General features: G+C 54.9%; 21 protein-coding genes. 10 read left to right on the top strand and 11 right to left on the bottom strand.

Annotated features, from left to right (window positions below; genetic code table 11):
- The first annotated feature begins 161 nt into the window (after window positions 1–161).
- From phnC to phnE (CNE01S_RS15805), 4 genes are all read left to right on the top strand, one after another.
- A complete protein-coding gene (gene phnC / locus CNE01S_RS15820; protein WP_061277267.1) occupies window positions 162–1,004 on the top strand; it encodes a phosphonate ABC transporter ATP-binding protein in 843 nt (280 codons plus the stop codon).
- Between the two features lie 35 nt (window positions 1,005–1,039).
- Window positions 1,040–1,981 (top strand): phosphonate ABC transporter substrate-binding protein, encoded by a 942-nt coding sequence (gene phnD, locus CNE01S_RS15815; RefSeq protein ID WP_008460942.1) that lies wholly within the window; start codon window positions 1,040–1,042, stop codon window positions 1,979–1,981.
- Window positions 1,982–2,082: 101 nt separating this feature from the next.
- The gene (gene phnE, locus CNE01S_RS15810; protein ID WP_061277266.1) at window positions 2,083–2,952 is read left to right on the top strand and encodes a phosphonate ABC transporter, permease protein PhnE; all 870 of its coding nucleotides are present in this window, start codon (window positions 2,083–2,085) and stop codon (window positions 2,950–2,952) included.
- Complete coding sequence (phnE, locus tag CNE01S_RS15805; protein ID WP_061277265.1) at window positions 2,949–3,830, top strand: phosphonate ABC transporter, permease protein PhnE; 882 nt, start codon at window positions 2,949–2,951, stop codon at window positions 3,828–3,830. The genes phnE (CNE01S_RS15810) and phnE (CNE01S_RS15805) overlap by 4 nt, the downstream gene beginning before the upstream one ends.
- Window positions 3,831–3,871: 41 nt before the next feature.
- Here phnE (CNE01S_RS15805) and CNE01S_RS15800 read toward each other — a convergent pair whose 3' ends face one another.
- The 6 genes from CNE01S_RS15800 to CNE01S_RS15775 form a co-directional block, all read right to left on the bottom strand.
- Window positions 3,872–4,534 carry an HAD family hydrolase gene (locus tag CNE01S_RS15800; RefSeq protein WP_061277281.1) on the bottom strand — a complete coding sequence of 221 codons (663 nt, stop codon included), beginning with the start codon at window positions 4,532–4,534 and terminating at the stop codon, window positions 3,872–3,874.
- Between the two features lie 117 nt (window positions 4,535–4,651).
- On the bottom strand, window positions 4,652–6,820 hold the full coding sequence (locus CNE01S_RS15795; protein ID WP_061277264.1) for a YgiQ family radical SAM protein: 2,169 nt from the start codon (window positions 6,818–6,820) through the stop codon (window positions 4,652–4,654).
- Window positions 6,821–7,024: 204 nt separating this feature from the next.
- A complete protein-coding gene (ftsP, locus tag CNE01S_RS15790; RefSeq protein WP_039297975.1) occupies window positions 7,025–8,437 on the bottom strand; it encodes a cell division protein FtsP in 1,413 nt (470 codons plus the stop codon).
- Between the two features lie 62 nt (window positions 8,438–8,499).
- A complete protein-coding gene (locus CNE01S_RS15785) occupies window positions 8,500–9,255 on the bottom strand; it encodes a 1-acylglycerol-3-phosphate O-acyltransferase (protein ID WP_008460931.1) in 756 nt (251 codons plus the stop codon).
- 90 nt (window positions 9,256–9,345) lie between these two features.
- The gene (gene parC, locus CNE01S_RS15780; protein ID WP_061277263.1) at window positions 9,346–11,616 is read right to left on the bottom strand and encodes a DNA topoisomerase IV subunit A; all 2,271 of its coding nucleotides are present in this window, start codon (window positions 11,614–11,616) and stop codon (window positions 9,346–9,348) included.
- A 147-nt stretch (window positions 11,617–11,763) separates the two neighbouring features.
- Window positions 11,764–12,165: a YgiW/YdeI family stress tolerance OB fold protein gene (locus tag CNE01S_RS15775; RefSeq protein WP_039287810.1), complete on the bottom strand. Its 402-nt coding sequence runs from the start codon at window positions 12,163–12,165 to the stop codon at window positions 11,764–11,766.
- 191 nt (window positions 12,166–12,356) lie between these two features.
- On the opposite strand from CNE01S_RS15775, the gene qseB reads away from it, so the two are divergent.
- The 4 genes from qseB (at window position 12,357) to CNE01S_RS15755 (ending at window position 15,420) form a co-directional block, all read left to right on the top strand.
- The gene (gene qseB, locus CNE01S_RS15770) at window positions 12,357–13,019 is read left to right on the top strand and encodes a quorum sensing response regulator transcription factor QseB (RefSeq protein ID WP_061277262.1); all 663 of its coding nucleotides are present in this window, start codon (window positions 12,357–12,359) and stop codon (window positions 13,017–13,019) included.
- Entirely contained in the window at window positions 13,013–14,374 is a 1,362-nt protein-coding gene (qseC, locus tag CNE01S_RS15765; RefSeq protein ID WP_061277261.1) for a quorum sensing histidine kinase QseC, read from the top strand. Before qseB ends, qseC begins: the two co-directional genes overlap by 7 nt.
- Before the next feature lie 116 nt (window positions 14,375–14,490).
- Window positions 14,491–15,072 (top strand): NAD(P)H-dependent oxidoreductase, encoded by a 582-nt coding sequence (locus CNE01S_RS15760; protein ID WP_061277260.1) that lies wholly within the window; start codon window positions 14,491–14,493, stop codon window positions 15,070–15,072.
- A 30-nt stretch (window positions 15,073–15,102) separates the two neighbouring features.
- The gene (locus CNE01S_RS15755; protein ID WP_061277259.1) at window positions 15,103–15,420 is read left to right on the top strand and encodes a putative quinol monooxygenase; all 318 of its coding nucleotides are present in this window, start codon (window positions 15,103–15,105) and stop codon (window positions 15,418–15,420) included.
- Between the two features lie 65 nt (window positions 15,421–15,485).
- Here the strand turns inward: CNE01S_RS15755 and parE are convergent, their stop codons facing one another.
- From parE to nudF, 5 genes are all read right to left on the bottom strand, one after another.
- A complete protein-coding gene (gene parE, locus CNE01S_RS15750) occupies window positions 15,486–17,378 on the bottom strand; it encodes a DNA topoisomerase IV subunit B (protein ID WP_061277258.1) in 1,893 nt (630 codons plus the stop codon).
- Window positions 17,379–17,423: 45 nt separating this feature from the next.
- Window positions 17,424–17,999: an esterase YqiA gene (gene yqiA, locus CNE01S_RS15745; RefSeq protein WP_061277257.1), complete on the bottom strand. Its 576-nt coding sequence runs from the start codon at window positions 17,997–17,999 to the stop codon at window positions 17,424–17,426.
- Window positions 17,999–18,826 (bottom strand): 3',5'-cyclic-AMP phosphodiesterase, encoded by an 828-nt coding sequence (gene cpdA / locus CNE01S_RS15740; protein ID WP_061277256.1) that lies wholly within the window; start codon window positions 18,824–18,826, stop codon window positions 17,999–18,001. Before cpdA ends, yqiA begins: the two co-directional genes overlap by 1 nt.
- Before the next feature lie 144 nt (window positions 18,827–18,970).
- A complete protein-coding gene (locus tag CNE01S_RS15735; RefSeq protein ID WP_061277255.1) occupies window positions 18,971–19,396 on the bottom strand; it encodes a DUF1249 family protein in 426 nt (141 codons plus the stop codon).
- Between the two features lie 2 nt (window positions 19,397–19,398).
- A complete protein-coding gene (gene nudF / locus CNE01S_RS15730; protein ID WP_061277254.1) occupies window positions 19,399–20,031 on the bottom strand; it encodes an ADP-ribose diphosphatase in 633 nt (210 codons plus the stop codon).
- A gap of 212 nt (window positions 20,032–20,243) precedes the next feature.
- Here nudF and tolC point away from each other — a divergent pair, with 212 nt between their 5' ends.
- Both tolC and CNE01S_RS15720 read left to right on the top strand, forming a co-directional pair.
- The gene (gene tolC / locus CNE01S_RS15725; protein WP_061277253.1) at window positions 20,244–21,728 is read left to right on the top strand and encodes an outer membrane channel protein TolC; all 1,485 of its coding nucleotides are present in this window, start codon (window positions 20,244–20,246) and stop codon (window positions 21,726–21,728) included.
- Between the two features lie 169 nt (window positions 21,729–21,897).
- Window positions 21,898–22,575, top strand: a complete 678-nt coding sequence (locus tag CNE01S_RS15720; protein ID WP_061277252.1) for a DUF1190 family protein — start codon at window positions 21,898–21,900, stop codon at window positions 22,573–22,575.
- Window position 22,576 lies beyond the last annotated feature (1 nt).

Genomic DNA, 22,576 nt, shown 5'->3' with positions numbered 1-22,576 from the left:
CCTGCACACCCCCCGCCCCAGCGCTTTCTACGTGTAACACATCTGTTTGATCGTCGCGTGAATTTTCACGGCGTTCATTATTTGTTCTTTTAGCCGTAATCAAAAAGTCACACAACACCACGATAAATAGGGCCAGCTTCGCTAACTCATTTGGAATGGTTATGAACAGATCCCTTGCCGTAGTTACCAACTCTGACCTGGAGTCACTGCCGCAGTTTGCGCCAGCGCCGGGGCGTAAAGTCCTGAGCGTTAAGAGCCTGAGTAAGGCCTATAACGCACACCAGACCGTGCTACACGACATTAACTTCGACCTGCATGCCGGTGAACTGGTTGGCGTGATTGGCCGCTCTGGCGCGGGTAAATCAACGCTACTGCATATTCTTAACGGCACGCATACTGCCACGTCGGGCGAGATCCTCAGCTTTCCGGAAGTCGGGATGCCGCACGATGTGTCTAAACTCAGCGGTCGCGCCCTGAACCAGTGGCGCACCGAATGCGGCATGATCTTCCAGGACTTCTGCCTGGTGCCAAGACTGGACGTGCTGACTAACGTGCTGCTGGGCCGCCTGAGCCAGACCTCCACGCTGAAATCCCTGTTTAAAGTTTTCCCCGAGGCAGACCGCGCTCGCGCCATTTCCCTTCTAGAGTGGATGAACATGCTGCCTCACGCCCTGCAGCGCGCCGAGAACCTCTCCGGCGGCCAGATGCAGCGCGTGGCCATTTGCCGCGCACTGATGCAAAACCCGAGCATTTTGCTGGCCGATGAACCGGTAGCTTCCCTCGACCCGAAAAATACCCAGCGCATCATGAAAGTGCTGCGTGAAGTGTGTGAGCAAGGCATCAGCGTGATGGTGAACCTGCATTCCATCGAGCTGGTGAAAGAGTACTGCACCCGCGTTATCGGGGTTGCAAAAGGAAATATCGTGTTTGACGGTCATCCGTCGATGTTAACGGACGACGTGCTGCATCTCTTGTACGGCGATGAAATCAATCAAGTGCATTAATTCTCTCTCCAATTGATACAACACAGGCAATGATAATGAAAAAGCAACTGACTGGCGCATTACGTTTATCTGCAGTGATTACTGGCCTTGTGATTGCAGGCCACGCTATGGCTGCTGACCAGCCGCGCGAACTGAACCTCGGGATCCTCGGCGGGCAGAATGCGACCCAGCAAATTGGTGATAACCAGTGTGTGAAGCAGTTCATGGATAAAGAACTGAATGTCGACACTAAACTGCGTAACTCTTCTGACTACTCTGGCGTTATTCAGGGCCTGATCGGCGGTAAAGTCGACCTGGTGCTGAGCATGTCCCCTTCTTCCTACGCTTCGGTGTACATGAACGACCCGAAAGCGGTGGATATCGTTGGCATCGCGGTTGACGATAAAGACCAGTCCCGCGGCTACCATTCTGTGGTGATCGTGAAAGCCGACAGCCCGTACAAAACCATCGAAGATCTGAAAGGTAAATCCTTCGGCTTCGCGGATCCGGACTCCACCTCTGGCTACCTGATCCCTAACCACGAGTTCAAACAGAAACTCGGCGGCACTGCGGACAACAAGTACAACAACTTCTTCTCCAGCGTCACCTTCTCCGGCGGCCACGAACAGGACATCCTGGGCGTGCTGAACGGCCAGTTTGCCGGCGCGGTGACCTGGGCTTCCATGGTTGGCGACTATAACGACGGCTACACCGCCGGGGCGTTTAACCGCCTGATCCGTATGGATCACCCTGACCTGATGAAGCAGATCCGCATCATCTGGACTTCACCACTGATCCCGAACGGCCCAATTCTGGTCAGCAACAAGCTGCCGGCTGACTTCAAGGCCAAAGTGGTAGATGCAGTGAAAAAACTGGATAAAGAAGATCACGGTTGCTTCGTGAAGGCGATGGGCGGCACCCAGCACATCGGCCCGGCGTCAGTGGCTGACTTCCAGCAGATCATCGACATGAAGCGTGAGCTGGTTAGCGCTCGCTAATTGCTGCACGTCGCATAAAAATCGCACCCCGGCGGCCTGCCTGGGTGCTTTTTTATCAGGACGGGGCGACCCGTCACCGGAAACAAACCGGATATTAAGTGATGATGTTGAATACGGAATTTGAGCGTTACTATCACCAGGTCAGAATGCGCCAGAAGCGCGACACGCTGATTTGGTCCCTGCTGTTGGTAGGTTTGTATCTTACCGCCGGTCATGTCGCTGAGTTCAGCCTGACCACCATCTGGCAATCACTGCCAAACTTCCTCGACTACATGTTCGAAACCCTGCCGACGCTGCACCTTCCGGTTCTGCTGGCCGACGTCCATACCAAAGGCTCACTGGCCTACTGGGGATATCGCCTGCCTATTCAGCTGCCGCTGATTTGGGAAACGCTGCAGCTGGCGCTGGCTTCGACGCTGATTTCGACCTGCATTGCCGCCGTGCTGGCTTTTCTTGCCGCCGGTAATACCTGGACGCCGCCTGCCGTACGCTTTGGCGTGCGCGCGTCGGTTGCGTTTCTAAGAACCATGCCGGAGCTGGCGTGGGCGGTGATGTTCGTGATGGCCTTTGGTATCGGCGCTATTCCGGGGTTTCTGGCGCTGGCCCTGCACACCATTGGCAGCCTGACCAAGCTGTTTTATGAAGCCATCGAAAGCGCGTCCGACAAACCTGTTCGTGGGCTTGTGGCCTGCGGGGCTACACCACTTCAGCGCGTGCGCTTTGCCCTGTGGCCACAGGTGAAGCCGATCTTCCTGTCCTACAGCTTTATGCGCTTTGAAATTAACTTCCGCTCCTCCACCATTCTCGGCCTCGTGGGCGCGGGAGGGATCGGGCAGGAGCTGATGACCAACATTAAACTCGATCGCTACGATCAGGTCAGCATCACGCTGCTGCTAATTATCGTGGTGGTTTCCGTCCTCGATGTCCTGTCCGGCAGGCTGCGCCGCTGGGTTCTGGAGGGGAAAAAATGAGTATTTCTCAGGCAACACCGGATATCGCTAAAAGTCGCGAGCAGCACCGCGAACTTTACCGCATGCAGGGGCGCTATCTGCGCCACATCGGCCTGTTGGCCGCCGCCATTCTCGGCTATTACGTCTGGTTCTTCTTCACCTTCGGCATCGACTCCGGGCAAATCCTCAGCGGTATGGTTCAACTGGGGCGCTACTTCCTGCGCATGTTCGTCTGGCATGACTTTGTTAACTGGCCGTTTGCCTATTACTTCTCGCAAATCGCCATTACGCTCGCCATTGTTTTTGCCGGGACGCTGACCGCCACGGTGCTGGCGCTACTGCTGTCGTTCTTTGCCGCCCGCAATATCATGCAGGGCCCGGTAGCTCGCATAGTCGCGCTACTGGTGCGCCGCCTGTTCGACCTGCTACGCGGCGTAGATATGGCCATTTGGGGGCTGATTTTCGTACGTGCGGTTGGGCTTGGCCCGCTGGCAGGCGTGCTGGCAATTATCATGCAGGATACCGGGCTGCTGGGCAGGCTGTATGCCGAGGGGCACGAAGCGGTAGAGCGCTCTCCGAGTCGGGGATTAACTGCCGTGGGCGCGGCGGGAATTCAGAAACACCGCTTCGGGATCTTCACCCAGTCGTTCCCGGCGTTTCTCTCCCTGAGTCTGTATCAAATTGAATCTAACACCCGCTCGGCGGCAGTGCTGGGCTTTGTTGGAGCAGGCGGTGTAGGCCTGGTGTACGCCGAAAACATGCGGCTATGGAACTGGGACGTGGTGATGTTTATCACCCTGATTCTGGTCTGTGTGGTAATGGCGATGGATGCTATTTCTGCCTGGCTGCGCCGCCGTTATATCACCGGGAAGCCGGTGCCGCTTTACTCTCCGCAATAACGCCTAATACGGGGCACGGTTTTGACCGTGCCCTACCCACGCTATAAAGACCAGTTCAGCGTTTGCCAGCCGTAGCGTGTGCCCTGCGCCGCAAGCTTCTGGCATGGGTTCACCATCAGCACTTTATCGGCTTCAAGGCAGAGCGGTAAATCGTTGATAGAGTCGGTATAAAATGTCAGTTCTCCGCTGTATTCCGGGTTCACCTGCAACCACTCTTTCAGACGGGTGATTTTGCCTGCCTGATAGCTCGGCACGCCGCTTATCACGCTGGTGTAGGCATTATTGCCGGTCACCAGATCGATACCGATGGCGTGCTCAATGCCCAGCTTCGGGGCGATGGCCTTCACCAGCAAACTCACGGACGCAGAGATAATCATCATCTGCTGGCCCTGAGCGTGCAGTTGTTCAATCAGGCGCTTCGCTGCCGGGTAAACCATCGGCAGAACATCGGTTTCTACGCAGCGGGCCACCAGCGTATCAACATCGGCAATGGTCATGCCGGCCAGCGGGGCCAGCGTGACGCCAACGTATTCATGAATGTTCATTTCGCCACGCTGGTAATCGAGCATCAGCTTGTGCTCTTTGGCCAAATAATCGGGGTCTTTTATCAGCCCTTCGCGGGAAAGGAATCGGCTCCAGAGGGTGCTGCAATCGGCGTCTATCAGGGTGTGGTCAAGGTCAAAAACGTACAACGGGTTAGACATGTTCATTTCTCATTTCAGCAAAGAGGCCGCCGGGCAGCTTAGCACCAGACCCGGCGGACAGGAGTTCCCACTTCTCTTTGTCGCAGAAAAAAATGACAGCGGCATGAAGGCACGCCGTTACTTCCCGAGCGGCTTCCTCTTTCCTGCTGCTGCCGGACGCCGCTGGTGCACAAGCGGAGTATGTTTCGTCAGCGCCGGGCGGGCGTGACGGGCACTTCTGCGGGCCTCACGCATCTCCTCAAGGGTCGGGGAAGGCACCAGGCATTCACGTCTGCCCCCAATCAGGTGCTTTTTACCCATCGCCTCCAGCGCCTCGCGAATCAGCGGCCAGTTAGCCGGATCGTGGTAGCGCAATAGGGCTTTATGGAGACGGCGCTGGCGGTCACCGCGAGGCACGACGATATCCTCGCTTTTGTAGTTCACCTTGCTCAACGGATTTTTGCCCGTGTAATACATGGTAGTGGAGTTAGCCAGCGGCGACGGATAGAAGTTCTGAACCTGATCGAGGCGGAAACGATGCTGCTTCAGCCACAGTGCGAGATTCACCATATCCTCATCGCGCGTCCCAGGATGAGCGGAGATAAAGTATGGGATCAGATACTGCTCTTTGCCAGCCTGCTTCGAATAGGTATCAAACAGCTCTTTAAAGCGATGGTAGCTGCCCATCCCCGGCTTCATCATTTTCGACAGCGGCCCCTCTTCGGTGTGTTCAGGGGCAATTTTCAGATACCCACCAACGTGATGAGTTGCCAACTCCTTGATGTAACGCGGATCGGCAACCGCCAGATCGTAGCGCACGCCGGAGGCGATTAAGATCTTCTTCACGCCCTTAAGATCGCGGGCTCGGCGATAGAGATCGATGGTCGGCTGATGATTGGTGTCCATATGCTGGCAAATTTCCGGGTAAACGCACGACAGGCGGCGACAGGTTTGCTCGGCGCGCGGCGACTTACAGCGCAGCATATACATATTGGCCGTTGGGCCACCAAGATCCGATACCACGCCGGTAAAGCCCGGCACGCTGTCACGCATGGCTTCGATTTCGCTGATGATGGAATCTTCGGATCGGCTTTGAATAATGCGGCCTTCGTGCTCGGTAATGGAGCAGAAAGAACAGCCGCCGAAGCAGCCGCGCATAATGTTCACCGAGAAGCGGATCATCTCATAGGCCGGAATACGGGCCTTACCGTAGGAGGGATGAGGCACGCGCTGGTATGGAAGCGCAAACACGCTGTCCATCTCTTCGGTTGAAAGCGGGATCGCCGGCGGGTTGATCCAGATATAGCGATCGCCGTGCTTCTGCATCAGCGCCCGGGCACAGCCAGGGTTAGTTTCATGATGCAGGATCCGCGAAGCGTGGGCGTACATCACCTTATCGGCCTTCACCTTCTCAAAAGACGGCAGCAGGACATAAGTCTTCTCCCACGGTTTTGGCCGTGGCGGCTGCACGGTAACGGCTTTGGCTTCATCCGCCTTTTGGTCTTTCGGTTTATTGCCGTCGGCACAGGGGAGGTCGTCCCCGTAAGGATGCGGGATCGGATCGATTTTTCCCGGCGTATCAAGCCGGGTGGAATCTACGCCAGCCCAGCCGGGCATCGCCTCTTTTCGCATGATGGCGGTATTGCGCACGTCGCAAATGTCAGCGATCCCTTCTCCGTTAGCCAGACGATGCGCCACTTCCACCAGCGGGCGCTCGCCGTTGCCGAAAATCAGCATATCCGCTTTGGCATCCACCAGAATCGAACGGCGCACGGTATCGGACCAGTAGTCATAATGCGCGGTGCGGCGCAGGCTGGCCTCTATGCCACCAAGGATCACCGGCACATCGCGCCATGCCTCTTTGCAGCGCTGGGTGTAGACCAGAGAAGCACGATCGGGACGCTTGCCTGCGACATTATCCGGCGTGTAGGCATCGTCATGGCGCAGCTTACGGTCTGCCGTGTAGCGGTTAATCATCGAGTCCATGTTCCCTGCGGTGACGCCAAAGAACAGGTTCGGCTTGCCGAGGCGCATGAAGTCCTGCTTAGAAGACCAGTCAGGCTGGGCAATGATACCCACGCGGAAGCCCTGAGCCTCTAACATACGGCCACAGATGGCCATCCCGAAGCTGGGGTGGTCAACGTAGGCATCGCCGGTGACCAGAATGATGTCGCAGCTGTCCCAGCCGAGTTCATCCATCTCTTCGCGGGACATGGGTAAAAACGGGGCCGGACCAAAACAGGCAGCCCAGTATTGTGGCCACGAAAAGAGTTCGCGATCCGGCTGGATCAGGCTTTTGACGCTCATAGGAATTCCGAAAAGATGAGGTAGAAATGAACAAAAGGACGGCGATTATACGCCTATTAGGACTATTTTTTGAAGGGTTATTCGGTGTTTTATGCCCCTCACCCCGGCCCTCTCCCCAAAGGGGCGAGGGGGAAAACACTCGGCGTAGAGTGCCATGCTGTCCCCTCTCCCTTTTAGGGAGAGGGTTAGGGTGAGGGTAAAAAACTACGGCGCGGGTTGAACCAATAGCTGACCGATGGAGCCGCGGTCGGCAAGCTCCAGCGTCTGGCTGGAATAGAGGAACGGGAAATGCTCCCAGGACGGCTGTCCAAAGTAGACGAGCAGCTCCACCTGGCCGTCGATCCACACGGTATCTTTCCAGCCGCGATCTTCCCCAAACGGCGAAGCGCCGTTGACGTTGCGCACCAGGAAACTGACGCCCTCAATATGGAAGGACTGCGGCGTGTCCGCGCGCACCGTCCAGCGCTCCCAGGTGCCCTGCTGGGTCTGAATATCAATCCGCTTCATATCCCACAGCTGGCCGTTAATTCCCGGATCGTCACCGAGGGTGATTTCACGGCTGCGCGTTGGGTTACCGCCGATAATCTCTTCCGGCAGCAGGCGCATTGGCAGCGTGTCGGTCACCAGCGGCAGCAGCCCGGTAGGCCGCAGCGTTAACACCAGCGTGGAAATCAAAATGCTCGACGGCTCAAAGAAACCACGAATGCGATCCATGATCCCGGCCGCTTCACCCGCGGTAATCGAGACCTCTTTGCCTTCGGTCATGTCGATAAGAATTTCCCGCCGCTCTCCCGGCGCCAGCGACAGCTGTTTGACCGAGACCGGTGCCGGCAGGAACCCCTGATCGCTAGAAATCACTGCGATGGAGCGACCATCGCTCATTTGAAGCTGGTAGCGACGCGAGTTTGATGCGTTCAACAAACGCAGGCGTACCCAACCACGGGACACTTCCACGTACGGGCTTTGCACCCCATTCACCAGTAGCGTATCGCCAACAAAACCGCCGCTGCCTGGTTCCTGGTATTCCGGTGCGCCGAAGTTATCGAGCCGCTTGTCCTGGATGATAATCGGGAAGTCGTCCACGCCGTAATGGTTAGGGATCGGCAGAGATTTACTTACCTCGTCCTCAATCAACCACATTCCCGCCAGGCCGTTGTAAACCTGCCGTGCAGTCCGATTCGGCGTATTGGCGTGATACCACAGCGTGGCCGCACGCTGGCGAATAGGTAATACGGGCGCCCAGTCTACGTTTGGCGACATCATACGTGCCGCCCCGCCAATCAAAGGCCCAGGCACCTGAAGGCCAGCAATCGTCATTGCAACGTTTTCCTGCAGACGGTTGCTGTAAATCATCTTCACGTCATCCCCGCTCCAGACGCGGATGGTTGGCCCCATATAGCGACCATTGAAGCCCCAAACGGGCGCCTTCGCGCCGCCGGTAAATGACCAGTGAGCGCGCTGCAGCGTCAGGAATAACGGCTGACCGCGGCGAGATTCAAGCAGAGGGGGGACGGGTAAAGGTTGCTGCTGCCCTGCCGCGTTTGCCCTCAGCGGCACTGAGCCGGCACAAAGCGCAACTCCGGATGCCTGAATAAACTGACGCCGACTGAGTGACATAATTGCTCCATGTAAAACTGAATAACGAAAGGCGATACAAACCGTACCGCCAAAGGCGGCATTTAACTCGCCTGATTCTTTTCAACTTTGCCAGCGGCTTCACGCGCGGCAACTTCTTGATTGAGTTCGTCGATTTTAGCCATCATCAGTTCACGACAGTCAGTGGCCAGCTTGCGGACCTGATCTTTCCCATAAGCGCTGGTGTCAATGGGCGGCAACATTTCGACGATAACCAAACCGTTGTTCCAACGGTTTAGCTTAATTTTATTACTGGTATTGGAAACGCATACCGGAATAATCGGCACGCCTGCGGCAATCGCGGCATGAAACGCGCCGGTTTTAAACGGCAGCAGACCACGGCCACGGCTGCGGGTCCCTTCCGGGAACATCCAGATAGAAACATTGCGTTTGCGAATCTGCTCTACAACCTGGGAGATAGTGCCGTGGGCTTTTGCCCGGTTATCCCGATCGATCAACAGATTGCCCGTCAGCCAGTAAAGCTGGCCAAAAAACGGGATCCACACCAGGCTTTTTTTCCCAACCGTCACCGTTGGCGGCTGCACGATACTCGAGGCCGTCACCATATCGTAGTTGTTTTGATGGTTACCGATGTAAATCGCGGTTGGATGGTTTTCAGCCCCGGCAGGTAAACGGGTTTCAACCTTGAGACCGAATACCGGTGCCAGACGCCCGAAAAGGTGCCCAAAAGTTGCCACATGGCGCGGATTGCGCGGGCTAAACAGACAATAAATTGAACCAAAGATGCATACCAGGATGCAGTAAATAACGACAATAATAAAACGTACAATCGCTAGCATAACTACCTCATGAGCCGAAGCCGTTGATAAGTATATCGGCTTTAGCGTAAAACACACCGGACGGCGGCAACCTTGCCGCCGTACCCCGGATTATTCTTCGCTGTCTCCAGCTCCAGCCCGCATCGGGGAATCGACATCTACGCGGTCGATACGCTGCAGGCCACGCATCAGCGTCCCGCGACGGCCTCGCTCACCGGTAATTTTCTGCAGCTCTTCAGGACGCAGCTTAATTTTACGCTTCCCGACGTGCAGCGTCAGCGTGCTTTGCGGCGGCAGGATAAACAGATGTGCCAGCTTATCTTCACCCTTCGCCGCTTCGGCTGCCGGGATAGAGATAATTTTATTGCCCTTGCCTTTCGACAGTTCCGGTAAGTCACTCACCGGGAACATCAGCATGCGCCCGGCGGCGGTGATAGCCAACAGCATGTCGTCTGCGCTGTGAATTTCCAGCGGAGCAAGAACGCGGGCGTTATCCGGGAGGGAAATCAACGTTTTACCCGCACGATTACGTGACACAACGTCGTTAAAGGTACAGACGAAACCATAGCCCGCATCAGACGCCATCAGCAGCTTCTGATCGTCCGCAGCCATCAGAACATAGTCAACCGTCGCGCCCGGTGGTGGCGTCAGCTTACCGGTTAAAGGCTCGCCCTGGCCGCGTGCTGACGGCAGCGTGATGGGATCCAGCGCATAGCTTCGACCGGTGGAGTCGATAAACGCCACAGGCTGGTTGCTTTTGCCTTTGGCTGAGCCCAGATAGCTGTCACCGGCTTTGTAACTCAGGCCTGGTGCGTCAATATCGTGGCCTTTGGCGCTACGCACCCAGCCCATTTGCGACAGCACGATGGTGACGGGTTCAGACGGCACCATATCGTGCTCGCTCATCGCTTTCGCTTCGCCGCGCTCATGGAGCGGAGAACGACGAGCGTCACCGTAGGTATCGGCGTCGGACTGCAGCTCTTTTTTCAGCAGGGTGTCCATTTTGCGCTCGGAAGCGAGAATGCCCTGCAGCCGATCGCGCTCTTTTTCCAGCTCGTCCTGCTCGCCGCGGATCTTCATTTCTTCCAGCTTGGCAAGGTGGCGAAGCTTCAGCTCAAGAATGGCTTCAGCCTGAGTTTCGCTGATATCAAAGCGGGACATCAGTACCGGCTTGGGCTCATCCTCGCTACGAATGATGTGAATCACTTCGTCGATATTGAGGAATGCCACCAGCAAACCTTCGAGGATATGCAGGCGCTTGAGGACTTTTTCCAGACGGTAGTTCAGGCGACGACGCACCGTATCGCGGCGGTAAACCAGCCATTCGCTGAGGATCTCCAGCAGGTTTTTCACCGCCGGACGACCGTCCAGACCAATCATGTTCAGGTTAACGCGGTAGCTTTTTTCCAGATCGGTGGTCGCGAACAGATGGTTCATTACCTGCTCAACGTCTACGCGATTGGAACGAGGCACAATCACCAGGCGAGTTGGGTTTTCATGGTTCGATTCATCCCGCAGGTCTTCCACCATCGGCAGCTTTTTCGCGCGCATCTGGTTGGCAATCTGCTCCAACACGCGAGCACCCGATACCTGGTGCGGCAGAGCAGTGATCACAACGTCACCGTCTTCTTTACGCCATACCGCACGCATGCGGACTGAACCGCGCCCGTTCTGGTAAATTTTGCGGATATCTTCACGCGGGGTAATGATCTCCGCCTCGGTCGGATAGTCCGGACCGTGAACAATATCCAGCAGGCTTTCCAGCGTCGTTTTTGGCTGGTCAATCAGCGTTATGGCGGCCTGTGCAACCTCACGCAGGTTATGCGGAGGAATGTCGGTTGCCATACCCACGGCGATGCCGGTTGTCCCGTTAAGCAGAATGTTTGGCAAACGCGCAGGCAGCATTTTTGGCTCCTGCAGCGTTCCGTCAAAGTTCGGGATGTAATCTACCGTCCCCTGACCAAGTTCGCTAAGCAGCAGCTCCGCATACTTCGACAGGCGAGATTCGGTATAACGCATTGCAGCAAAGGACTTAGGATCGTCCGGCGCGCCCCAGTTCCCCTGCCCGTCTACCAGCGGGTAGCGGTAAGAGAAGGGCTGCGCCATCAGCACCATCGCTTCATAACAGGCGCTGTCGCCGTGCGGATGGTATTTACCCAGCACATCACCCACGGTACGGGCAGACTTTTTGAATTTCGCGCTGGCGTTTAGCCCCAGCTCAGACATCGCATATACGATTCGACGCTGAACCGGCTTAAGCCCATCGCCGATAAACGGCAGAGCGCGGTCCATGATGACGTACATGGAATAGTTGAGATACGCATTTTCCGTGAATTCGTGCAGCGCAAGACGCTCAGCACCATCATGAGTCAAATCACTCATTGCTCATTCATCCTCAAACTGACGAACCGATTGTGGCCACAATCGGCGTAATTGCCGCCGATAGTACCTTATCTGGCCTGTTGAGTCATAGCGATGAATAGCTTTATACGAAGCGGCAGCCCAGAAGGACAAGCCGCATTTTCAGCGTTACTTCAGTTTGTTAATTTGCTTTACGTCGATTTCAATCGAATTCCAGTCTTTATCCACTTTACCCTGAATTTCCACAGTATCCTGTGGGGTGACCACTTGGCCGTTCCAACGCTTATGATCAATGTCTACGTTGATGCTGTCGGTTGCATCGCGGAAAATGTAATCATCCCCACCAATGCGCTGTTCTATTTTGCCGGTCAGTGTCACCCAAGTGTCATCAGATAACGTTTTGGCCTGTTTTACCGTGGTTTTACTCCCTGTTGGGCCCACAAAGCCGCCCTGCTGTATAGGCTGAGTTTGTACCGAGGCATTCGGGTCAACAAACCCGCCTGTCTGCGCAGCAAAAAGGGGGGCGGAAGTTAAAGCAATAATGGCGAATAAAGCAGCTGTCTTTTTCATAATGTTATTCTCCTTTCGTTTCCAGGCCCCCATTAAAACGCCCAAATCTTAGCGGGATCTTAATCACCATCGCTGAAACTATTTTTATTGTGTATTTGCGGCCTTTGCCGAAGGAGCCGGCTTTTCTTCTGTACACACAAAGGCTACAAGTATTTACTGCACGTCTTAACGGCAGCCACAAGGAGTGCGCCATGCGCCTGTTACTTATTGAGGATGACCCACTGATTGGTGACGGTATTAAAGCCGGATTAATCAAAATGGGGTTTGCAGTTGACTGGTTTAGCGATGGGCCAAAGGGGCAAGCCGCACTGGGCCTCGCACCCTACGACGCCGTGGTGCTGGACCTAAGCCTGCCCGGCATGGATGGTCTGGATATTCTGCGAACCTGGCGTAAAGAGGGGCACAGCCAGCCCGTACTAATACTGACAGCCAGAGACTCACTGGAAGAGCGTATTGAAGGATTGCAACTGGGTGCGGACGACTACCTTTGCAAACCTTTCGCACTGACAGAAGTGGCTGTCCGGCTGCAGGTACTCATCCGCCGGGCGCACGGCCACGCGCAACCAGAGCTGACCTATGGGAGTGTCGTGCTTTCACCGGTAAACCATACGGTATCTCTCAACGGCGAGCCCTTACAGCTAAAGCCTAAAGAATTCGCTTTACTCGAGTTGCTAATGCGTAATGTCGGGCGTGTTCTGCCACGCACCTTGATCGAGGAAAAAATCTATAACTGGGACGATGAAGTCTCGCGTAACGCCCTTGAAGTTCACATCCACCATCTTCGCAAAAAACTGGGCAGCAGTTTTATTCGCACCGTGCACGGCATCGGCTATACGTTAGGTGACTCATGCTAAGCACCTTGACCAAAAGCCTGCGCACCCGCCTGACTGCAGGGTTTATTGTACTTACCCTTGTTGCAGCGGCCATTGCCAGTACCACCGCGTGGTATGAAGCCCGCAAATCGCTCAACAAGCTCTTCGATACGCAACAACTGCTTTTTGCCAAGCGGCTAAGCGTGCTGGATTTCAACGCCGCAAACACTGCCGATTCACAGCTTCCGCGCAGTAAAAAAATACTGAAAAAACATCGAGGTAAACTTGATGATGACACATTAGCCTTCGCCATTTTTACCACAGAGGGCAGGCTTGTGCTCAATGACGGCGACAGCGGTAAAGGGCTGACCTATTCATGGCATAGAGATGGATTTGCTGACGGGCGACTTGAGGATGATGACGATCTATGGCGCCTGGTCTGGCTGACTACGCCTGATGGGCATTATCGCATCGTGGTCGGCCAGGAGTGGGACTACAGGAACGATATGGCCCTGGACATCGTTTCCGCTCAGTTAACGCCCTGGCTAATCGCGCTGCCGCTGATGCTGGTGTTGCTGATTTGGTTAGTCAGCTCAGAACTGGCACCGCTGCGTAAGCTAACGCAAAAACTACAGCATCGTCCTCCGGGCGACAGCAGCAGGCTGGCGACACAGGCGCTTCCACTGGAGGTCAGGCCGCTGGTGGAAGCCTTAAATCAGCTTTTTGAGCGCACGGAAGCGTTTATGCAGCGTGAAAGGCGCTTTACGTCCGATGCCGCGCACGAACTCCGTACCCCGCTGGCCGCCCTGAAGGTACAGGCTGAGGTGGCTCAACTCGCCGAAGATGATACCCAGGTCAGAGATCAGGCGCTAAACCAGCTTCACCACGGCATCGATCGCGCCTCTCGTCTTGTTGAACAGCTACTTACGCTTTCCCGACTCGACTCCCTGGCTGAACTTAACGATGTGCAAGAAGTATCACTGCAGACGCTACTTCAGGAAAACGTGATGGAAGCGTGGCACGGGGCCCAGCGAGAACACATTGATATTCGCCTACAGATGTTGGAGCAATCGGTGATTCGCCGTGGCCAGCCACTTCTACTCGGGTTGATGCTACGCAATATCCTGGATAACGCCGTCCGTTACAGTCCGGCAGGCAGCGTTGTGAACGTCGTGCTAAACGAACATGACCTTGAGGTTATCGACAATGGGCCGGGCGTGAACCCTGAATATCTTGCCTCTTTGGGCGAACGTTTCTTCCGCCCGCCAGGGCAGCTAAAAACCGGCAGCGGGCTAGGGCTGTCTATCGTGAGTCGAATTGCGGCGCTGCACGGTATGAAGGCAACTTTCGGCAACGTAGAAAGCGGCGGTTTTAGGGTTCATATCAGTTGGAGCTGAGAGATTTCAGCCTGATTATTGCTTACACAGCAAAAGTCTTTGCACATTTTGGTCATTTTTTCACAGTAACGCGCTCATTATAATGATTGGCAAACGTAATTATTTAAGGGCTAACGATGAGCAACATCCTGATTATTAACGGCGGTAAAAAATTCGGCCATTCTAACGGCCAGCTCAATGACACCATGACTGAAGTCGCGGAAAGCTATTTGCGCGACCTCGGACATGATGTTCAGGTAACCCGCGCAGACAGTGAATACGACGTTAAAGCGGAAGTTGAGAAATTCCTTTGGGCAGACAGCATCATCTGGCAGATGCCAGGCTGGTGGATGGGCGCCCCGTGGACGGTCAAAAAGTACATTGACGATGTGTTCACTGAAGGCCACGGTTCGCTGTATGCGAGCGACGGCCGTACACGTTCAGACGCGTCTAAAAAATATGGCTCCGGTGGTCTGATTCAGGGTAAAACCTACATGATCTCCCTGACGTGGAACGCGCCTTTAGAAGCTTTCACCGAAAAAGATCAGTTCTTCCATGGCGTTGGCGTAGACGGCGTGTATCTTCCGTTCCACAAGGCGAACCAGTTCCTGGGCATGGAAGGGTTACCTACCTTTATCGCTAATGACGTTATCAAAGCACCTGACGTGCCACATTATGTAGCAGAATATCGCAAGCATCTGGCTGCTATTTTTGCTTAACTGTTGGCCGGATAACATAAGGAGTTAGTCATGCTGACAGTGATTGCAGAAATTCGCACGCGTCCTGGTTCACACCATCGCCAGGCGGTAATTGCAGCGTTTGAGAAAATTATTCCAACTGTGCTGCAGGAAAAAGGCTGCCACGGCTACGCGCCGCTGGTCGATCATAACGCCCAGGTAACGTTCCAGACAACCGCCCCGGACTCCATCTTCATGCTCGAAAAATGGGAAAGCGTTGCGCACCTGGAAGCGCATCTTCAGACCACGCACATGAAAGAGCATAGCGCCCGCGTGAAAGACGACGTGCTGGAAGTGCATATCCGCATTCTCGAAGAAGCCGTGAAGTAACAGGCGTCTAAGAATGCAAAAAGGGATGGCTTTTGCCATCCCTTTTACGTTTTAGAGAAAAGTGTTTAGCCCTCGATATCGGCCAGATCACCTTTTTCTTGCAGCCAGTTACGACGGTCTTCTGAACGTTTCTTGGCCAACAGCATATCCATCGTCGCCAGCGTGCGCTGATCGTCTTCATCGCTGATGGTCAGTTGAACCAGACGGCGGGTATTCGGATCAAGCGTGGTTTCGCGAAGCTGAAGCGGGTTCATCTCACCCAGCCCTTTAAAGCGCTGCACGTTTGGCTTGCCTTTTTTGCGCTTAAGCTGTTCCAGCACGCCCGCTTTTTCTTCTTCATCCAGCGCGTAATAAACCTCTTTGCCCAAGTCGATGCGGTAGAGCGGCGGCATTGCTACGTAAACGTGGCCGCCTTTCACTAATGACCGGAAGTGGCGGACAAAGAGCGCGCACAGCAAGGTGGCAATATGCAGACCATCGGAGTCCGCATCCGCAAGAATACAAACCTTGCCATAGCGCAGCTGGCTCAGATCTTCGCTGTCCGGATCGATGCCGATCGCCACGGAGATATCGTGAACCTCCTGCGAGGCCAGCACTTCGTCAGAAGAAACTTCCCATGTGTTCAGGATTTTCCCTTTCAACGGCATGATCGCCTGATACTCACGGTCACGAGCCTGCTTCGCTGAGCCGCCCGCCGAGTCCCCTTCCACCAGGAAAAGCTCGGTGCGGCTCAAATCCTGCGCGCTACAGTCCGCCAACTTGCCAGGTAATGCCGGGCCGCTGGTCAGCTTCTTACGTACAACCTTCTTCGCCGCACGCATACGGCGCTGGGCGCTGGAAATTGCCAGCTCGGCCAGCTGTTCTGCCGCCTGCACGTTCTGGTTCAGCCACAGGCTGAAAGCATCTTTCACTACGCCGGAGACGAAAGCCGCGCACTGACGTGAAGAGAGGCGTTCTTTGGTCTGACCGGCAAACTGAGGATCCTGCATTTTTACCGACAGCACATAAGCGCAGCGCTCCCAGATATCTTCCGCGGAGAGCTTCACGCCGCGCGGCAGAATATTGCGGTATTCACAGAACTCACGCATCGCGTCGAGCAGGCCCTGACGCAGGCCATTTACGTGAGTACCGCCCTGCATGGTGGGGATCAGGTTTACGTAGCTTTCCGTCAGCAGTTCACCGCCTTCTGGCAGCCAGAGCAGCGCCCAGTCAACGGCTTCGGTATCACCTGAGAAATTGCCGATAAACGGCGCTTCCGGCAGGGTAATCAGGCCATTTACGGCTTCGCACAGGTAGTCGTTAAGGCCGTCCTGATAGCACCAGCGCTGCTCGGTATTATTCACCTTATCGGTAAAAGTAATCTCGACACCCGGACATAATACGGCCTTCGCTTTCAGCAGGTGGCTGAGGCGTGAAACGGAAAAACGCGGGCTATCGAAGAAGCTTTCATCCGGCCAGAAGTGCACGCTGGTCCCGGTATTACGCTTGCCGCAGGTACCAATCACTTCCAGATCTTGCACCTTCTCGCCGTTTTCAAAAGCGATGCTGTATACCTGAGCGTCGCGGCGGACGGTCACTTCAACGCGTTTGGAAAGGGCGTTAACCACAGAGATCCCTACGCCGTGGAGGCCGCCGGAGAATTGGTAGTTTTTATTTGAGAATTTACCGCCGGCATGCAGACGGCAAAGGATCAGCTCAATGGCCGGTACCTTCTCTTCGGAATGGATATCAACAGGCATCCCACGCCCGTCATCAATGACTTCCAGCGACTGGTCGGCGTGCAGGATGACATCCACGCGCTTAGCGTGACCTGCCAGCGCCTCATCCACGCTGTTATCAATGACTTCCTGCCCTAAATGGTTAGGACGAGTAGTGTCAGTGTACATCCCCGGGCGGCGGCGAACAGGCTCAAGCCCGGTGAGTACCTCTATATCATCGGCATTATAGGATTGCGTCATGGTTTATTCATTCAGATAGCGAAACAGGAAATCGGCCGTCAGGCCTCAGCGCAAGCCGAGGAAGTCGACAATCTGTGTGAAATAATCTTCGAAGCCCGTAAAGGCATGATTGCCACCGGGTTTCACCGTCTGACGGCAGAGCGCGTAGTAGGCTACGGCCTGGCGGTAATCAAGCACCTCATCACCCGTTTGTTGCAACAGCCAAATCAGGTCCGGTGCTTCCAGCGGGTCAATCTGCATAACTTTCAGATCGTAAATATGGCGTGACTCTAGCACATATTGCTGCCCGGTGTAGGGGTTCTCGTTTTTACCGAGATAACCCACCAGCAGCTCAAAGGGGCGAACGGCCGGGTTGACCACCACCGCTGGCAGAGTAAAGCACTGCGAAAGCCAGGTCGCATAATAGCCGCCCAGGGAAGACCCCACAACGCCCAGCGGCTCTCCTCCACGCTCAAGCACAAGCGACTCCAGCAGCTCGGAGGCTTCTGCCGGGTACGGCGGCAACTGAGGCACAATCATTTCAATTTCAGGGTGATGCTGCGCCAGCCATGCCTTAAAAAGGGTCGCTTTTGCGGAGGCCGGAGAGCTATTAAACCCGTGCAGATACAGTAACGCAGGCATTAATAACCCTCAGAATCCGTGTCGGGGCTAAATTTACCGCTTTGCAGACGGCAAACTTCTGTCGTCAGGCTGCCGTCAGGGTAAAGATCGAGCCAGCGCCAGCCCGGCTCAATGGTGTCGAGCGTGAAATTGGCGCAGTGGGGTTTGAACTGGACGCATGTCGAAGGCGTGGCCAGCATTCTACGACCGTTCCAGTCGAGATCCAGTTCCTGATGAATGTGTCCACAAAGCAGAGTTTTCACCTGTGGCCAGGGCTTAAGCACGGCATCCAGTGCGGCAGCATTGCGCAGGCTGTGCTGATCCAGCCAGCTACAGCCGGCAGGCAGAGGATGATGATGCAGCAGAAGTAACGTGTGACGCTCAGGAGCCGCAGCCAGCTGACGCTCGAGCCATTCCAACTGGAAATCGCTCAGTTCACCGTGGGGAACACCAAAAACCTGGCTATCCAGCAGCAAGATTTGCCAGTGGTCGCCGATGTAAACGCGCTTTGCCGGGGAAATACCCGCGTCCTGCAGGGCGTTAAACATCGCAGGCTGAAAATCGTGGTTACCTGGCAGCCAAACGCAAGGCGCAGAAATACGGGAGATCCCTTCAGCAAAGTGCTGATAAGCCTCCACGCTGTGATCCTGGGCCAAATCCCCGGTTGCCACCAGTAAGTCGCAGGTACGCTGTTCGGCGAGAATGGCGGTCAACACCGCCTGATAGCTCTTCCAGGTATTTATGCCGAGCAGCGTTTCGTTCTTTCCGGCGAACAAATGGGTATCGGTTATTTGCAGTATCCTGATTCGGCCTCCATCGGCCACAGGAAGGGTTAACAGGCTTTCCAAATGGTGTCCTTAGGTTTCACGCACACTTACTACCCACCACACTTAAGCTGCTGATATCCAGGCGGCAGCTCGATTCATTCAGGGTATCAATATCATCCATTTATTCAGGGCGTTGTGCCGTTAGCCGTCCTGGTCCCTAAAAAACTAGGTATACACGGGCAAGGCCATTGCTCCATGCGCTAAACAGTAGCGCAGCCAATCAGCAAGAAACTGGTTAATTTGATGCTTTTCGTCGCGTTGATGCAACTTTTTATTCGGATAATCATATCGCGCTTTGAAGCGAAAGATCTGCTGGCTTGAACACACTTCCGCCACCATCGCATCGTGATACAGCCTGACCGACATTGACGGCAGGCTCCAGTAACTCACCGCGGGTTGCGTTTGTTCAATTTCCACTAGCGTTGTATAACGCGTTGATTCTGAGATAGTTAAGCGATATCTGGCGCTATTAACCTGATAGGTTACCGTTTCGCCCGCTGCATCATTTTTTGGCAACAGGCGGCGCAGCTGCGCGAAGTTGGTTTCGCACAAACGCATCATTTCGGGGAAGTCAGGGGTATAGCGCTTCATAATCAGTGGTTCCACTCTTTTCTTAGTTGCTCATAATGCAGCTGCAGCCATTGCAAAGCGATGACCGACGCCGCGTTGTCGATGCTCCCCTCTTCGACACACTGGTAAGCCTGCTCCCGGCTGACCACATGAACACGAATATCTTCGTTTTCTTCCACCAGGCCATGAATACCTTTGGCCTGAGTGGCATCCACTTCGCCGACTAAAATAGACAACCTTTCGCTGGTGCCGCCAGGGCTGGCTAAATAGCTCAGAACCGGTTTGGTCCGACCCACGGTAAGGCCCGCCTCTTCTACGGCTTCGCGGCGCGCAACATCTTCTATGCTTTCACCTTCTTCAATCATGCCGGCGATCATTTCCAACAGCCACGGGGTTTCACTGCTGTCCCAGGCGGCAATACGAATCTGCTCTATTAGCACGACTTCATCGCGCACAGGGTCATAGGGTAGCAGCACCGCAGCGTGACCGCGCTCAAAAATTTCACGCCTGACCTCACCACTCATTTCGCCGTTAAACAAACGATGGCGAAAACGATAAAGATCGAGTGAAAAAAAGCCACGATAAAGCGTTTCCCGTGCAATAATTTCTACATCCTTTTTGGCGAAAGTAGCCGCTAGCTTTTCTGACTTGTTCATAGATGATGTCCTGATGGCAAATGGGCGCTGGCTGGGCGATTTCAACCCTGCGTAACTGCCCTTTCAATTTTGATGTGGTAGATTGGTGAAAATTAAGGTAGATGGCACTTTACGCCAACCTGCCCGGCTGACGGAATCTGTAGAATCGGCGATCATCTTTGACTCCTGTCGGCGTTAAACAAAATAATTCTGCTTCACAACAAGGAATGCAAATGAAGAAACTGCTCCCCATTCTTATCGGTCTGAGCCTAACGGGTTTCAGCGCCATGAGCCAGGCAGAAAACCTGCTGCAGGTTTATCAACAGGCCCGCACCAGCAACCCAGACCTGCGTAAATCCGCTGCTGATCGTGACGCCGCATTCGAAAAAATTAATGAAGCACGCAGCCCATTATTACCACAACTGGGCCTGGGTGCAGATTACACCTACGGCAACGGTTTCCGCGATCAGAATGGTGTTAATTCCAACGCCACAAGCGCAACGTTACAGCTGACGCAAACCATTTTTGATATGTCGAAATGGCGCGCACTGAGCCTGCAGGAAAAAACCGCAGGGATTCAGGATGTCAGCTTCCAGACCGATCAGCAGTCGCTGATCCTAAACACCGCAACAGCCTATTTTAATGTGCTGAGCGCAATTGACGCGCTTTCCTATACTGAAGCGCAGAAACAGGCTATCTACCGCCAGTTGGATCAGACCACTCAGCGCTTTAACGTAGGCCTGGTTGCAATCACTGACGTACAGAACGCCCGCGCGCAGTACGACACCGTGCTGGCGAACGAAGTTACCGCCCGCAATAATCTGGACAACGCGGTGGAATCTCTGCGCCAGGTCACCGGTAACGACTATCTGAGCCTGGCTTCTCTGAACGTTGATGGTTTTAAAACCACCAAGCCAGATGCGGTGAATAACCTGCTGAAAGACGCTGAGAAACGCAACCTTAGCCTGCTTCAGGCTCGCCTGAGCCAGGATCTTGCGCGCGAACAAATTCGCCTTGCTGAAGACGGCCACCTGCCGACCCTGAGCCTGAACGCGTCCAGCGGCGTGTCTAACACCAGCTATAACGGTTCAAAAACAGCCAATAATTCGGCGTATGACAACAGCTACAAAGGGCAGAACCAGGTTGGCCTGAGCTTCTCCCTGCCGCTTTACCAGGGGGGTCAGGTTAACTCTCAGGTTAAACAGGCGCAGTACAACTTTGTTGGCGCCAGCGAGCAGTTGGAAAGCGCGCACCGCAGCGTAGTCCAGACCGTGCGTTCTTCCTTTAACAACGTGAACGCCTCTATCAGCACCATCAACGCTTACAAACAGGCCGTTGTGTCTGCGCAAAGTTCTCTGGATGCGATGGAAGCCGGTTATTCGGTCGGCACCCGTACTATCGTTGACGTGCTGGACGCTACCACCACGCTGTATAACGCGAAGCAACAGCTGTCCAGCGCACGTTACAACTACCTGATTAATCAGCTGAATATTAAATCAGCGCTGGGGACGTTGAACGAGCAGGATCTGATTGCGCTGAACAATGCGCTGGGCAAACCGGTTTCAACCTCTGCAGACAGCGTTGCCCCGGAAACCCCAGATCAAGATGCTCGTGCTGACGGTTACAACACCACGCCAGCGACGACATCCACTAAAGCGGCGCATGCCACTCCGGCAGCGGCCACCAGCGGCAAAAAAGCGAACCCATTCGCTAATTAATCGCCGGAATGCCAATGAAAGGGGCGTATTTTTACGCCCCTTTTTTTCTGTCTCGCATTTGAACGTAAGGCAACGTAAAGATCCCCTGCCAACAGGCCAACATCGCTTCAATTTCAACCGCTCATCCCCTATCCTTAGCACCAAACCTACTGGGCTCAGGACTGATTAAATGAAACGGACAAAAAATATAAATCATTCATCGTTCCGCAAAAGCTGGAACGCACGCCATTTAACGCCGGTGGCGTTAGCTGTTACCGCCGTCTTTATGCTGGCCGGCTGTGAACAAAACGACGAAACCGTCTCAATGTATCAAAACGCGGACGACTGCTCGCAGGCAAACCCGAGCAAAAGCGCGGAATGTACCACCGCCTATAATAACGCCCTGAAAGAAGCCGAACGCACGGCGCCGAAATATGCTTCCCGTGAAGCCTGTGTCGCCGAGTTTGGCGAAGGCCAGTGCCAGCAAGCTCCTGCTCAGGCAAGCCTTGCAGGTGAAAGCCAGGCTCAGGCACAGCCCCAGCAAAGCGGTAGCTTCTGGATGCCGCTGATGGCGGGGTACATGATGGGTCGCCTGATGGGCGGCGGCGCGGGCTTTGCACAGCAACCGCTGTTTACCTCGAAAAACCCGGCCAGCCCGGCTTACGGCAAGTACGCCGATGCCAGCGGTAAGAGCTACGGTGCGGCCACGCCAGGCCGGACGACGACCGTCCCGAAAAGCGCAATGGCGCCAAAACCAGCCACGACCTCAACGGTGACGCGCGGCGGCTTTGGTGAATCCGTTGCCAAGCAATCTACCATGCAGCGCAGCAGCGCCACCTCCGGCAGCAGCCGTTCGATGGGCGGCTGAT

The organism is Cedecea neteri NBRC 105707 = ATCC 33855, from assembly GCF_001571265.1.
Taxonomy (GTDB): Bacteria; Pseudomonadota; Gammaproteobacteria; order Enterobacterales; family Enterobacteriaceae; genus Cedecea; species Cedecea neteri.
This window is presented reverse-complemented; position numbering and strand designations above follow the sequence as displayed.